Origin of the sequence: Gilliamella sp. A7, assembly GCF_002142015.1 — a bacterium.
Classification (GTDB): domain Bacteria; phylum Pseudomonadota; class Gammaproteobacteria; order Enterobacterales; family Orbaceae; genus Gilliamella; species Gilliamella apis_A.
In genome coordinates, this window is sequence record NZ_NASN01000007.1 from 23,989 (window position 1) to 38,908 (window position 14,920).

16 protein-coding genes are annotated in these 14,920 nt (G+C 34.5%); 11 read left to right on the top strand and 5 right to left on the bottom strand.

The genetic code is table 11. The features are described from left to right. Positions 1 to 5: 5 nt before the first annotated feature. The 3 genes from ligA (at position 6) to B6D18_RS03455 (ending at position 2,861) form a co-directional block, all read left to right on the top strand. Entirely contained in the window at positions 6 to 2,078 is a 2,073-nt protein-coding gene (ligA, locus tag B6D18_RS03445; protein ID WP_086363161.1) for an NAD-dependent DNA ligase LigA, read from the top strand. Between the two features lie 69 nt (positions 2,079 to 2,147). Then, positions 2,148 to 2,663 (top strand): S-ribosylhomocysteine lyase, encoded by a 516-nt coding sequence (luxS, locus tag B6D18_RS03450; protein ID WP_086363162.1) that lies wholly within the window; start codon positions 2,148 to 2,150, stop codon positions 2,661 to 2,663. A gap of 9 nt (positions 2,664 to 2,672) precedes the next feature. Further along, the gene (locus B6D18_RS03455) at positions 2,673 to 2,861 is read left to right on the top strand and encodes a 2-hydroxymuconate tautomerase (RefSeq protein WP_034901609.1); all 189 of its coding nucleotides are present in this window, start codon (positions 2,673 to 2,675) and stop codon (positions 2,859 to 2,861) included. A gap of 128 nt (positions 2,862 to 2,989) precedes the next feature. Here the strand turns inward: B6D18_RS03455 and ribA are convergent, their stop codons facing one another. Further along, positions 2,990 to 3,595 carry a GTP cyclohydrolase II gene (gene ribA, locus B6D18_RS03460; RefSeq protein ID WP_086363163.1) on the bottom strand — a complete coding sequence of 202 codons (606 nt, stop codon included), beginning with the start codon at positions 3,593 to 3,595 and terminating at the stop codon, positions 2,990 to 2,992. Between the two features lie 101 nt (positions 3,596 to 3,696). Here ribA and B6D18_RS03465 point away from each other — a divergent pair, with 101 nt between their 5' ends. The 6 genes from B6D18_RS03465 (at position 3,697) to B6D18_RS03490 (ending at position 9,420) form a co-directional block, all read left to right on the top strand. After that, entirely contained in the window at positions 3,697 to 4,416 is a 720-nt protein-coding gene (locus B6D18_RS03465) for a phosphatase PAP2 family protein (protein ID WP_086363164.1), read from the top strand. A 77-nt stretch (positions 4,417 to 4,493) separates the two neighbouring features. After that, entirely contained in the window at positions 4,494 to 4,799 is a 306-nt protein-coding gene (locus B6D18_RS03470; protein WP_216818826.1) for a LapA family protein, read from the top strand. Positions 4,800 to 4,810: 11 nt separating this feature from the next. Further along, complete coding sequence (gene lapB / locus B6D18_RS03475) at positions 4,811 to 5,989, top strand: lipopolysaccharide assembly protein LapB (protein WP_086363166.1); 1,179 nt, start codon at positions 4,811 to 4,813, stop codon at positions 5,987 to 5,989. An 11-nt stretch (positions 5,990 to 6,000) separates the two neighbouring features. Next, positions 6,001 to 6,783, top strand: a complete 783-nt coding sequence (locus B6D18_RS03480; protein ID WP_086363167.1) for a YchF/TatD family DNA exonuclease — start codon at positions 6,001 to 6,003, stop codon at positions 6,781 to 6,783. Next, positions 6,776 to 7,888, top strand: a complete 1,113-nt coding sequence (locus B6D18_RS03485) for a cupin domain-containing protein (protein WP_086363168.1) — start codon at positions 6,776 to 6,778, stop codon at positions 7,886 to 7,888. The genes B6D18_RS03480 and B6D18_RS03485 overlap by 8 nt, the downstream gene beginning before the upstream one ends. A gap of 290 nt (positions 7,889 to 8,178) precedes the next feature. After that, on the top strand, positions 8,179 to 9,420 hold the full coding sequence (locus B6D18_RS03490) for an MFS transporter (RefSeq protein WP_086363169.1): 1,242 nt from the start codon (positions 8,179 to 8,181) through the stop codon (positions 9,418 to 9,420). Positions 9,421 to 9,479: 59 nt separating this feature from the next. Here B6D18_RS03490 and B6D18_RS03495 read toward each other — a convergent pair whose 3' ends face one another. The 4 genes from B6D18_RS03495 to B6D18_RS03510 all read right to left on the bottom strand — a co-directional run bounded on the left by B6D18_RS03495 (position 9,480) and on the right by B6D18_RS03510 (position 12,374). Beyond that, positions 9,480 to 9,959: a hypothetical protein gene (locus tag B6D18_RS03495; protein ID WP_086363170.1), complete on the bottom strand. Its 480-nt coding sequence runs from the start codon at positions 9,957 to 9,959 to the stop codon at positions 9,480 to 9,482. A gap of 181 nt (positions 9,960 to 10,140) precedes the next feature. Then, positions 10,141 to 11,028 carry an SDR family oxidoreductase gene (locus tag B6D18_RS03500; RefSeq protein ID WP_086363171.1) on the bottom strand — a complete coding sequence of 296 codons (888 nt, stop codon included), beginning with the start codon at positions 11,026 to 11,028 and terminating at the stop codon, positions 10,141 to 10,143. 325 nt (positions 11,029 to 11,353) lie between these two features. Then, complete coding sequence (locus tag B6D18_RS03505; protein WP_086363172.1) at positions 11,354 to 11,875, bottom strand: hypothetical protein; 522 nt, start codon at positions 11,873 to 11,875, stop codon at positions 11,354 to 11,356. Between the two features lie 67 nt (positions 11,876 to 11,942). Next, positions 11,943 to 12,374 (bottom strand): hypothetical protein, encoded by a 432-nt coding sequence (locus tag B6D18_RS03510; RefSeq protein WP_086363173.1) that lies wholly within the window; start codon positions 12,372 to 12,374, stop codon positions 11,943 to 11,945. Between the two features lie 491 nt (positions 12,375 to 12,865). Between B6D18_RS03510 and ilvG the strand changes: the two genes are divergently transcribed. Further along, positions 12,866 to 14,542: an acetolactate synthase 2 catalytic subunit gene (gene ilvG, locus B6D18_RS03515; RefSeq protein WP_086363174.1), complete on the top strand. Its 1,677-nt coding sequence runs from the start codon at positions 12,866 to 12,868 to the stop codon at positions 14,540 to 14,542. Positions 14,543 to 14,545: 3 nt separating this feature from the next. Then, positions 14,546 to 14,776 carry an acetolactate synthase 2 small subunit gene (ilvM, locus tag B6D18_RS03520; RefSeq protein ID WP_086363175.1) on the top strand — a complete coding sequence of 77 codons (231 nt, stop codon included), beginning with the start codon at positions 14,546 to 14,548 and terminating at the stop codon, positions 14,774 to 14,776. Positions 14,777 to 14,920 lie beyond the last annotated feature (144 nt).

A 14,920-nucleotide genomic window follows, 5' to 3' on the forward strand; every position in this document is an offset into this window, starting at 1 on the left:
AAATCATGCCACAATCAAATATAACTGAACATTCAGTAGCGCCATCTAGCTCTAACCAAGATGTAATAACACAGATCTCGATTTTACGTGATCTGATAAGACATCATGAATACTGTTATTATGTGTTGGATGCTCCCGAAATACCCGATGTGGAATATGATAAATTAATCAAACAGCTACAAAATCTAGAGCTCGCTCATCCCGAACTTATTACCCCTGACTCACCAACCCAACGGGTTGGAGGAGCACCATTATCACAATTTTCATCGATCAGACACCAATTGCCGATGTTATCATTGGATAATGTTTTTGATGAATCAAGTTTTATCGCTTTTAATAAAAGAATAAAAGATCGCTTAGAGCTTGATGAAAATCAAGCAGTTGAATACTGTTGCGAGCTAAAACTTGATGGATTAGCTGTAAGTCTTTTATATGAAAATGGCCAATTAATTCAAGCTGCTACACGCGGTGATGGCACAACTGGTGAAGATATTACCGCCAATGTTCGAACCATAAAAACTATTCCTCTCATATTGCAGGGTGAAAATATTCCGTCTCGCCTAGAAGTTCGTGGTGAAGTTTTTATGACGCATAAAGGTTTCGCTAAATTAAATGCAGAGGCAGAAAAACGTAACGAAAAAATATTCGCAAATCCTCGCAATGCTGCTGCCGGTTCATTAAGACAGTTAGATCCCAAAATTACAGCCAAAAGACCACTTACTTTTTTCTGTTATGGCGTTGGTATTAACGAAGGAGCTGAGTTACCGAATACCCACTATGCAAGACTAATGCAATTCAAGGCTTGGGGGCTACCAGTAAGCGATAAAGTTAAAATTCGCCATGGCGCACAAGAAGCACTAGATTATTTTAAGCAAATTGGTGATCAAAGAATGTCATTAGACTTTGATATCGATGGTGTTGTAATCAAAGTCAATAGTATTGCAGAACAAAAACAACTTGGTTTCGTTGCTCGTGCGCCTCGTTGGGCTACTGCATTCAAATTTCCAGCACAAGAAGAAGTAACAAAGTTAAATAAAGTTGACTTTCAAGTCGGGCGTACTGGCGCGATAACACCAGTAGCCAGATTAGAGCCAGTTTCAGTTGCCGGGGTAATTGTCAGCAATGCCACACTGCATAACAGCGATGAAATCATCCGGTTAGGTATTCGTGAGGGTGATTATGTCACCGTCCGCCGAGCCGGTGATGTTATTCCACAAATTGTCGCAGTTATTAAAGATCGAAGACCAGCTGACACTAAGGAAATTGTTTTTCCTACTCACTGCCCTATTTGCGGCTCAATCATTGTCCGTGATGAAGGACAAGCGATATCTCGTTGCGCCGGTGGATTAATTTGTCAGGCACAACGCAAAGAAGCCTTAAAACATTTTGTTTCTCGACGAGCAATGAATGTCGAAGGTTTAGGCGATAAAATAATTGAACAATTGGTTGATAAAGAATATGTCAAAACACCAGCAGATCTTTATAAACTCACAGTGCCAATTTTATGTTCATTAGATAAAGTTGGTGAAAAATTAGCTAATAATTTAATGAGTGCATTAAACAAATCGAAAAATACGAGTTTGAATCGATTTATTTTTGCGCTTGGTATTCCTAATGTTGGTGAAGTCACTGCGGAAAATTTAGTTAATCAATTAGGAAATTTAACCGCAATTGAAAACGCATCTTTGGAACAATTACAATTGGTAAATGATATTGGTGCTGTTATTGCAGAAAGTATTATCGACTTCTTTCAAGAACCACATAACCGCACGGTAATTGATCAGTTAATTAGTGAGGAAATTGGAATACACTGGCCAGACGTTGAAGTACAACTACTAACAACAGACTCACCATTTTCTGACAAAACCGTTGTGTTAACAGGAACTTTATCAATATTAACGCGCGATGAAGCAAAAGCTAAATTAAAACAACTCGGCGCTAAAGTAACAGGTAGTGTTTCAAAAAAAACCGACTTAGTAATTGCAGGAGAAGCTGCTGGTTCAAAATTAACCAAAGCGCAAGAACTGGGAATAAAAGTGATTGATGAACAAGAATTGATAAACTTATTAAATCAATGAATATAAAATAGTGGAGTATATTAAGCTACTCAAGCAAAATAGCTTAATCCCAAATTCAAGGAGAAAATTATGCCTTTATTAGACAGTTTTAAAGTTGACCATACTAAAATGAAAGCACCTTTTGTGCGAATAGCCAAAACCATGGCAACCCCCAAAGGTGATGATATTACGGTATTTGATCTTCGCTTTACCATCCCTAATAAAGCACTATTACCTGAAAAAGGTATTCATACTCTAGAGCATTTATTTGCTGGCTTTATGCGTGACCATTTAAACAGTGATAAAGTTGAAATTATCGATATTTCTCCAATGGGCTGTCGAACAGGTTTTTATATGAGTTTAATTGGCAAACCAGCAGAATCTTTAGTTGTTAATGCCTGGTTGCAAGCTATGCATGATGTTATGAATGTAAAATCTCAATCACAAATTCCTGAGTTAAATGAATATCAATGCGGAACCTATACCATGCACTCTTTAGATGAAGCCAAAGCAATTGCTGAAAAAATTATCCAAACTGGAATTGGAATATGTCATAATCAAGACATTGCATTAACTGATGCACAACTTGCAACCATCAATAATTAGGAAATATTTATGCCAAATGTTGTTATTGACTTTTTAGAAGGACGCACCATTGAACAAAAACGTGAAATGGCTAAACGAGTAACTGATGCCATTGTTGAAACGCTTAACTGTAAACCAGAGGCGGTACAAATTATTATGCATGAAGTCTCAAAAGATCAAATTGCTAATGGTGGCGTACTAAGATGTGACAAAGATTAATAAATTTTTTTATTAGCTGATAAAAATTAACCTCAAAACCGCTGATAGATTTTGAGGTTAAATGATTAAATAATTATAACAACTAAATCAAAAATATGACAACTCTGTAAAACTCACCTTTTAAAGAGTTAATGATTATAGTGGTGTAAATGTAATAAATGGCCCAATTTATTAGCTTTAGTCGCTAAATAATACTCATTGCTCGGGTTTTCTCCCACTTCTAAAGGAACTCGCTCAGTAACTTTAATACCTGCTTGCTCAAGAACTTTTATCTTTTCGGGATTGTTAGTTAATAATCGAACTTGAGACACATTTAATAACTTAAGCATATCTGCGCATAAAGTGAAATCACGCTCATCAGCAGCAAAACCTAATTGCTCATTTGCCTCAACCGTATCTAACCCTTGATCTTGAAGCGCATAAGCCCTAATTTTATTCAATAAGCCAATATTACGGCCTTCTTGTCGATGATAAATTAAGACACCTTGTCCTTCTTTAGCTATCTGCTTCAATGCCGCTTCTAATTGAAAACCACAATCACAACGCAAACTAAATAATGCATCACCCGTTAAACATTCTGAATGAACGCGTGTTAATATGGATGAATGACCATTAATATCACCAAACACTAATGCGACATGATCCTTACCAGTTGCAATTTCTTCAAAACCAACAATAGTAAAACATCCCCAAGGGGTTGGCAGTTTAGCTCGTGCAACATGTTTTAATTGCATTATTATCTCCAAGATTCGTCACAACATGGTTAAGATTTTTTAAAAATAAATCGTGTTTCCATGTTAAAATAAATAAAATTTTATGCTTAATTGAGTTTTAAATGGGGTTAGTAATAAAAAAAACAATAGTGCCATTGATTTTATTCCTGATTATACCGTTATCTGTTATAACCGTAAATTGGCAGTGGCAACCAACATCAATAAATGATACATCTAAATATTTATTTTGGGTAACTGAAACCGCTAGTTTTCCTTGGGCAATAATAACATCAGGGCTTTTTTTCTTACTCTTTTACCTGAAATTGGTTAATAAAACCAAAAAAACATTGTTACTATTATGGTTAGTCCTAGTCAGTACAATATCAGGTGGCCAAGTGGTTAAAAGCATCATCAAACAGCAAACAGCTAAAGCTAGGCCTTATGTTTTATGGTTAGATAAAGAGTTTAATCTTAATGAGCAGCAATTTTATTCACAAACAAGATCTGAACGTAGAGCTGATGTTGAAAAATTGTTAACCAATTCAACTATTATTCCTAAATGGCTATCTAACCATTGGCAAAATGAAACCGGTTATGCTTTTCCTTCTGGGCATACTTTATTTGCGGTCACTTGGACTTTTTTAGCAATAATGTTACTTGGTTTTAAACGGCACTTTTTTATTGTATCCATTGTTACTATTTGGTCGTTGCTCATTGAAACAAGTCGACTATTACTAGGCATGCATTCCGCTTATGATTTGATATTGGGGATAATGCTTGCTTGGTTAATTTCATTAATCTGCTGTTTTTATATTAAAAAATGGCATATAGTAATGGAATAACGAAAAAGAAAAGAATAGTTTTACAGAAAAACATTAAGTTATATCAATATTTTTAATAAAATAATAAGGTTAGCATTATGAAATTAGTAATATCAATTTTATTGATAATTCTTATTTTCGCCATTTCGATAACAATAGGTTCAGCTAATAATCAAATAGTCACTTTTAACTATTTAATTGCTAAAACTGAAGTTAGGTTATCAGTATTACTGGCAATATTATTTGGCTCAGGTTTTTTAGTTGGATGGGTATTAACAGGAATATATTTCTTAAAATCTAAATTTCAACATTCATCTACTAAACGTAAATTGAATAAATTGCAAAAAAAATATGATGAAGATATATCTAATCATCAAAAAATGAATTTAACCAATACCAATTAAACTAGGTAATTATGTTTGAATTGTTGTTTCTGTTACTACCAATAGCTGCTGCCTATGGCTGGTATATGGGTGACAGAAACGCCAAACAAAAATATTTAAATCAATCAAATCGACTATCTCGAGAATATGTAGATGGCCTAAATTTTCTTTTGTCCAATCAAAAAGATAAAGCGGTTGATATCTTTCTTGATCTACTTAAAGAGGATGAAGGTACCCTTGAAGCACATTTAACACTTGGAAATTTGTTTCGTTCACGTGGCGAAGTTGATCGAGCAATACGAATTCACCAAGCATTAATGGAAAGTTCATCCTTATCATTCGATCAACGATTATTAGCAATTCAGCAACTTGGTCGAGATTATATGGTTGCGGGCCTTTATGATCGTGCTGAAGAGATGTTTTTACAATTAATTGATGAAGAAGACTTTCAACAACATGCACTTCAACAATTACTTATTATTTATCAATCAACAAGCGAATGGGGCAATGCGATTAATACCGCAATCAGATTAGTAAAACTTGGCAATGAAAAATATAAGATTGAAATAGCTCAATTTTATTGTGAATTAGCGTCACTAGCTATAGCTAATGACGATTTAGATCAAGCATACAACCTATTAAAAAAATCCGCTGCTGCCGATGATAACTGTGCTCGCACATCACTCATGCTTGGAAAAGTGTTAATGGTTCAAGACAAAATCGAACAAGCAATTGAATCTTTCCAACAAATAATAAACCAAGACAAAGCCTTTATTGGCGAAGCTTTACCGCTATTAAAAATATGTTATACCAAAATAAATCAGCCTCAGCTATTTAAACAGTTTTTAGAAATTTGTGTCAAACAAGATACCGGTAATGTAGCTGAACTGATGCTAGCTGATATTGTCGAAAAAAATAACGGACTTGACGCTGCCCAATATTACCTTTATCGTGAATTATTAAAGCATCCAAATCTTAAAGGATTTTACCGTTTAATGGATTATCATGTGGCTGATGCTGAACAAGGAAAGGCCAAAGAAAGTTTATTACTTCTTCGAAACATGGTAGGAGAGCAGATAAAAACAGTTCCCAATTATCGATGCCAAAAATGCGGATTTACCGTTAATACCCTCTACTGGTTGTGCCCAAGCTGTCGCTCGTGGTCAACTATAAAGCCAGTTCGTGATTTCGAACATCATTCAGATAATTAAAAGAGTTTAATATGTTTCTAATTGATTCGCACTGTCATTTAGACAGTTTGGACTATACCAATAAAACGCTTAATAGCGTTTTGCATGAAGCACTACACAATGATGTAAAGCATTGTCTAAGTGTTGCAACAACATTGTCGGGTTATGAATCGATGAAAGCAATGCTAATGCCATATAAAAAACAGTGCTCTTTCTCATGTGGTATTCATCCTCTCAATTTAGATGATGAACCTTACGATGCCGAGCGTTTCGCCCGTCTTGCACAAGAAGACAATGTTATCGCTCTTGGTGAAACTGGTCTCGATTATTACTACCAACAAGATAATCTTGAATTACAACAATACAATTTTATACAACACATTAATTTAGGTAAGCAATTAAAAAAACCAATAATCGTCCACACCCGTAACGCCAAACAAGATACCTTAAGAATATTAAAAGAAGAGCAAGCTTACGCCGGAGTTTTACATTGTTTTACTGAAGACATTGAGACAGCTAAAGCTTTATTAGATATTGGTTTTTATATTTCATTTTCAGGAATTATCACCTTTAAAAATGCAGCCTCTCTTCGAGAAGTAGCAAAATTCGTCCCTTTAGATCGCATGTTGATTGAAACTGATTCGCCCTATTTAGCACCCGTACCATATCGCGGTAAAGAAAATCAACCCGCTTATGTCCGAGAGGTAGCTAACTACTTAGCAGCATTAAAAGGTGTAACTTTGGACATTATAGCACAACAAACTACAACCAACTTTTGTCAATTATTCAATGTACAAGGAGTAATTAATGAGTAACAAATTAACAATCAATTGGGATGATTTTTTAACTAATTATTGGCAAAAAAAACCGGTCATTTTACGTAATGCTTTTAGTAATTTTATCGACCCTATTTCCCCTGAAGAGCTGGCTGGTCTTGCCATGGAAGAAGAAATCGACAGTCGAATTGTTACCAACAAAAATGGTAAATGGGACGCAAAATATGGGCCATTTACCGATTATTGTGACTTAGGAGAAGATCATTGGAGCCTACTTGTCCAAGCTGTTGATCATTGGCATGAGCAAGCAGCTACTTTAGTTGAACCATTCAAATGCATTCCGCAATGGCAATTTGAAGACCTAATGATATCTTATGCAACCCAAGGGGCTGGCGTTGGTCCTCATATTGATAATTATGATGTGTTTATCATTCAAGGTAAAGGACGTCGTCGTTGGCAAGTCGGTGATCGCAATCCTAACTATAAACAATTTAGTGCTCATAAAGCTTTATTACATGTTGAAGATTATCAACCTATTATTGATGAGGAAATCACTGCTGGAGATATTTTATATATACCAATTGGTTTTCCACACAATGGAGTATCGATTGGCGAATCACTTAGTTACTCAGTAGGATTTAGAACCCAAACATCACAAGACTTATTAAGTGGATTTGCTGATTATATTATCGATAATTTACCTAATGGTATTTTTTATCAAGACCCCGAGTTAAAATTACCCAAAGATCCTTATTTAATTCAACCATATGAAATTGAAAAGCTTCAAAGTCAAATGATTGATTTAATAAAAAATCCAGCTTTATTTAATGATTGGTTTGGCAAACATATCACAATGCCTATGCATGAACTCAACATCATTCCTGTTGAACCAGCTTATGATTTAGATGAATTTGAAACAATTCTCAAATCTGGAGCTGAACTCTACCGAGTTCCAAGTATACGTATTTTAAAAATCGGTGATACTGCCTATATCAACGGCAAAAGAATACCGCTATCAATAACAACAATTAATTTGTTATGTGAAACTAAAGTACTTTGCTACGAGCAAATACAAGACGAAGCAACCTTAGATGTCATGTTAAAGTTTGTCAATCTCGGTTATTGGTATTTTGCCGAAGAGTAAAATTTTCATCGTATTAATATTAGTTACTTAGCTATTGGCTAATATCCATAAAATGGCAAAATTATCGGCTAATTTGTCTAAAAAATTAGATATTTTTCAATATTAAGCAGATAATTTTGCCAAAACCATAGTTGATAAAATAAAAGCTGATTTTTTTAGATTTTCACTTAGCTTTTTATCAATTTTAAGTATATACTTGCCTCGCTTTTTGAGCCTCCTTCGTTTAATGATGTGTTAAACAAAATAACGCTTAGATTGAACCACTATCTTTTTATTGACTTGAGGTAAACATGAACATTGACGCAAACATGACCAACCAAGCTGAAAGTGAAAGCGCACAAACAACTCCTTATCAAAAACGTACTTTATTTGCATCAACTGTGGGATATGCATTAGATGGTTTAGATATGATGATTTTAGGTGTTTGTTTTAGCCTAATTGCTACCACATTCAACCTGACCAAAGCCGATCTAGGAACATTAACTTCGGTAACTTTATTAGGGGCTGTATTAGGTGGGATACTTTTCGGCGTGCTTGCTGATAAATTTGGCCGTGTCAGAGTGTTTTCCTGGACAATTATAATCTTCTCCTTATTTACAGGGCTTTGTGCTATTTCACCAAACTATGAATGTTTTTTGATTTTTCGTTTTCTTAGCGGCCTTGGTCTGGGTGGTGAATTTGGTATTGGCATGACATTGGTATCAGAAAGCTGGCCTAAGCACAAACGTTCCAGAGCAACGTCTATCGTAGCATTAGGCTTTCAAGTAGGTATAATTCTTGCCGCCTTAACCGTTAATTTCATTGGTGAAGTACATGGCTGGCGCTGGGCATTCGCCATGGGTGTATTACCAGCATTATTTGTTGCATGGACACGTAAAGGTTTAAAAGAACCAGAAATTTGGCAAAACTTAAAAGACCAAAATAAAAATAAAATCGCTATCGGAAAACTATTTAAAACCCCTAGAATCACGGCTGTCACTATTGGCTTAACTATTGCTTGTGCGGTACAAAACTTTGGTTTTTATGGACTCATGGTTTGGATGCCTAATATGATTGCGACTGAATTAAAGCTACCGTTCAAAAACACGATGTTTTGGACCATATCAACCACAATTGGTATGTCATTAGGGATCTTAATTTTCGGCTGGTTGTGTGATAAATTTGGCCGTCGCCCATCTTATATAATATTTTTACTTATATCAGCTATTTCAATATGGTTCTATTTTCACCAAACAGATATGTTAGTTTTAATTCTATTTGGTTCTGTTATTGGTTTTTTTGTTAATGGTATGATGGGTGGATATGGTGCATTGTTGGCTGAACATTACACAACTGATGCTCGTTCAAGCGCTGAAAACATTATCTTTAACGTTGGCCGAGGTATTGCTGGTGTATCGCAAGTGCTCATTGCCTATTTAGCTACTGTTTACTCTATTAGTTATGCATTAGCATTACTTTCTGGAGCTTACTTATTATCAGCAATGGCATTTATCTTCTTGATTCCTGAAACTAAAGGAAAAGCATTAGAATAATCGTATAAAAAATAGGGCTAAAAGCCCTGTTTTGCTAATAAAAAACTAATTAATTTTAATTAGTTTGCATCACAATCAGCTGGTTTTAAATGTACACTAAACACCACTTTATCTTTAATATAATAATTATGAATCGCACCATCAGGGAACGCTTTTTTAAAAGCTTTCATTTCACTATCATTTGAACAATAAAAAGTTTTTAATGCATCACCAGTAATTTTTTTACTTTGGTCAACATCCAAATCATCTTTAGTTACATCCATTACATATTTATAGTTAATTGAATTATTCTCTTTATAAAGCTCAACTAGGGTTGAATTTGAATTTACTTTTACTGGTAAGAAGCCTTTAGCTTCACTAATATAATTATCTTGAGCTTTACTTAGATCAAGCATAGCTGTCTCCGCATCATTTGATGCAGGTGCAGTTTTTACTGGCTCACTATTGGCACTATTATCAGCTGGTTTAGATTTTGAATCATCACAACCAAATAGAGCAGCAGCCATTAAAAACAATGCTGAATATTTCAAACCTTTCATATAAATTCCTTATTATAAAATTAATTAATCATTTAATTCGATGAAAAAGATTATTAAATTGTAAAATATAACTATAAAAAAATACACAACTATTCATATTGAAGAAAAAAGAAAAATCATTTATATACAATATAGAAAAAGGGCTAATATAAGCCCTTTAACTTATTGTCATTATTGAAAATTAATTAATATGCATACCACCAGTTACACCATACACTTCCGCGGTGGTATAGCTTGACTCCTCTGATGCAAGATGAACATAAACACCGGCAAGTTCAACTGGCTGACCAGCGCGTTTTAATGGTGTTTGTTTACCAAATTCAGGTATTACTTCGCTTGGTTGACCACCACAGATTTGTAATGGAGTCCAAACAGGTCCTGGAGCTACACAGTTGACGCGGATGCCTTTACTACCTAATTGTGCGGCTAAACCTCGAGTAAAAGCTATAATTGCAGTTTTAGTTGCAGCATAATCCAATAAGTTAGCACTTGGTTGATAAGCTTGAACTGAAGAAGTGGTAATAATTGTTGATCCTGGTTTTAAATAACCTAATGCAGCTTTGGTTAGCCAAAAGAGAGAAAACACATTAATTTCAAAGGTTTTTTTAATCTGTTCAGTAGTGAGATGCACAATATCTTCAACGGCTGTTTGTTTACCAGCCACTAAGGTTAGATTATCAAGTCCACCTAATTTTTTATGCGCTTCATCAACTAATTTTTTACAAAATACCTCATCACTTAAATCACCTGGAATCAATACTGCTTTACGACCTATAGCCTCGATAATTTTAGCAACATCTTCAGCATCTTTTTGTTCTGCTGGCAAATAGTTGATGGCCACATCGGCACCTTCTTTTGCATAAGCAATAGCTGCTGCGCGACCAATCCCTGAATCACCGCCAGTAACCAACATTTTTCGACCTTCTAACCGTTGATGACCTTGATAACTTTTTTCGCCACAATCAGGAACTGGATTCATTTCATATTGTAAGCCTGGAGGTGTTTGTTTTTGTTTAGGAAACTTTTCATGATGATATTTGGTTGTGGGATTATAGGTTTGCTTACTCATAATTTTCTCCTAAGTTAGACATGTATTTGTAGACAAATTCAATATAACTTAAATAAAATCAATTAATAATCACAAAATCCTATTGCCAGACATATTTTATATCTTTAAAATACTTAATTAATTCAATTAATTATATTAACCGATAACACACTGTAAGAAATAATAATCATTGGTAACCAAAAATTGAGAATAAAGTAACAGCGACTTCCTTGAATGGCCTAGCGAGGACAGATACAACGAATACTAAAACCATAATGGGTGAAAATTGAACACAAAAATAGTGTAGCAAATAAACATTAAGCTAGCAATGCTAGCTTAATAATAACTATCTGTTAATTTTGCAATCAGCAGGGATATTCATTATTAAAACCTTTTGACCTTCGATGTAAAACATATATTTAACACCCTCACTAAAATATTTTTTCACGCGTTTCATTTGAGCATTATCTTGGCAATAAACTTCAGTAATAGCCTTACCAATTATTTTTATATTTTCAGTTGTCATTAAATCTTCTTTAGTTATTTCTTTAACTTCTACTTTAGAAACGAGGGTATCACCATCATCATCAATATCAAACAAAATCATGTTATCATCAACTCTAAGAGGTAATATCTGCTTGACTATACTGATGGCAACCTTTTTATCATCCTCTAAACCATAAGGTTTATTATTCTTTAACGCATTGTATTTTTCATCAGTAGCTTGATCGATAAGTTTTAATAGCTTCTCGGTCTTTTCAGCTCCAACATTTTCCACAAGCCTATCAATTTTTTTATTACCTACCGGTGAATTATCACAACCGAATTGGAGCATGACCAACACAATAAAACAAATGATCTTCTTCATTCCTAATCCTTAGCAACCGATTTCTTATAACTACTGTAACGAATGATCATTTTATCATCACAGATCATTATTTAATACGACAATCCGCTGGTGTTAATTCAACTACAACAATCTCTTTATTATCAATAAAATAATGATAGTTTGCACCATCAGGAAATGCTGTTTTTAACTGCTGCATTTCTTCATTATTTTCACAATAAGCCTTAAACAAAGCTTGACGGATAGTATCAAGAGTACTTGGCAGTAATAACGTATGTTCAGAAGTATTTTTAACTTCATATTGGTAATTAATGATGTTACGATCTTTATCGACACCAATCAAAGTCGTCAACTCATCAATCGCTATGGGTAAAGCTTTCTGGATAGGTTCAATCATTGCATTTTGTACTGCAACAAGTGATTCATCATTAACGTTATCCTCGGTATTGTCTTTCGCTTTCTCACAGCCAAACACTAAAACACTCACTAGCAAAAATGTAAACAATCTAAATATTTTCATATAAGTATCTCTTAATGAGTAATAAATAATAATTTGCAATACTAGATTAAGAAAGCTATATTACCTTTAAAATTAATGATTAATATTTATACACTAACTGACCATAAAAAGCCAAATTAAAGCCAAAAATAATCTTTCTTTAACTCTAAAAAACCCCTTTCCTCAAAATTTTCTCAAACAATAAGCAAACCAATTAATACTGCTTTTAAAAAAAGCATAAAAAAATAGTTGCACTTTTTTTTAAAACGAGTATTTTGGTTAAATATCTTTCAAAAATAACAAAAGAATTACATAAGCATTATGATTTTTTCACTCATCGTCGTCCTCATTAACATTATTGTCAGCGTGGTCATTATTCCAACGCGGGGGCGTCTTTTGAGTTAAATATATGGTTACCATATTTCAAAACCCCCGCCCCAAAAAGCGGGGTTTTTTTTATGAAAAATTTTGACATTAACAATAAATGAGCAAAAGTAACAAGTGAGGAATAAATGTTAGGAACACAGTGGATAGTAAGAACCTTAAAAGAAAAAGGCATTACCACCGTTTTTGGATATCCAGGTGGTCAAATTATGCCTCTATACGATGCACTTTATGATGGTGGAATTGAACACGTACTATGCCGTCATGAACAAGGTGCCGCAATGGCAGCCATTGGTTATGCACGCGCCACCGGCAAAATTGGAGTTTGTATTGCAACATCAGGCCCTGGTGCGACCAATATTATTACTGGCCTTGCTGATGCATTAATTGATTCAGTACCTGTTATAGCCATTACAGGACAAGTTCCAACCACATTAATTGGTACTGATGCCTTTCAAGAAGTTGATGTTTTAGGCTTATCCTTAGCTTGCACCAAACATAGCTATTTAGTTAATGATGCCACCCAGTTGCCAAATACCTTACAGGAGGCCTTCAATTTAGCCAATTCAGGCAGGCCGGGACCAATATTAATTGACATCCCAAAAGATATCCAGCTTGCCGAACACGATTACCAAACCTATTTAACACCAACAACTATAAAAACGCCTTCTGATAATGCTCAATTATATCCAATCTCATCTGACGAAATAGCTCTTGCTAAACAAATGATTTGCCAAGCCGAAAAACCAATGCTTTATATTGGTGGTGGCGTTGGATTATCAAATGCAATCGCTGAAATGCGCGAGTTTATGAACTTAACGCAAATACCTAGTGTATCGACATTAAAAGGGCTCGGCGTTGCTGATCTTAACAATCCTTATTACTTAGGATTAATTGGCATGCATGGCGCCAAATCAGCTAATTTAGCGGTACAAGAGTGCGATTTATTGATTGCTTTGGGAGTTAGGTTTGATGATCGAGTAACGGGCAAACTCAATGAATTCGCTAAACATGCTAAAGTCATTCATATCGATATTGATCAATCTGAAATCAATAAATTACGCCAAAGCCATTTAGGATTACAAGCCGATATAAAACATGTTTTACCAATGCTTCATCAAACTGTCTCTATTGAAGATTGGCACAATAAAATTAAACAATTGAAGGCGCAACATCCTACCCGTTATGATCATCCTGGGGAAGCAATTTATGCGCCAGCATTATTAAAACGTATTTCAGAAAGAAGGCCAGCCAACAGTATAATTACTACTGATGTCGGTCAACACCAAATGTGGACAGCGCAGCATATGAGTTTTAATCATCCACAAAATTTTATTACCTCCAGTGGTTTAGGAACAATGGGCTTTGGTCTTCCCGCTGCAATAGGAGCTCAACTGTCCAGACCTAAAGATATGGTAATTTGTGTATCTGGTGATGGTTCTTTTATGATGAACGTACAAGAATTAACCACAATAAAACGTAAAAAATTGCCAGTAAAAATTGTGCTAATCGATAATCAACGCTTAGGTATGGTAAGACAATGGCAAGAGCTGTTTTTTAATGAAAGATATAGCGAAACCAATTTATCGGATAATCCAGATTTTCTAATGCTAGCTAAAGCATTTGATATTCCGGGGCAAATGATCAGTAAAAAGTCGGAAATCGAATCTGCGCTTGATAATCTATTTAATTCATCCGGTGCTTACTTACTGCATGTATGTATTGATGAACTGGAAAACGTATGGCCACTAGTTCCACCAGGGGCAGCAAATGAAAATATGTTAGATAAAAGTAATAAGGAGTAAGTGATGAATCAAATAGCGACACATCAATTTACTATAAAAGCCAATGATAAATTGGGTTCTCTTGAACGCATTTTACGAGTTGTTCGCCACCGTGGCGGGCATATACAACAGATGCAAATGAAATCAATTGATAATCATTTATTTATCTTAAATCTAACATTAACCATGGAACGATCACTATCGTCATTACAAAGCCAAATTAGCAAATTGGAAGATGTTATAGCGATAGAATAAAGTATAAAATAAACCTTAGTGAAACAATAGGTTAAACCAAAAAAGTAATTTTTTTAGAAGTTAAACAAACAAAAAAGTGATGTATAATGCTTACCATTAAATGAATAAAAGCCGTATACATGCTTAACAAAAGTAAATTTAAGA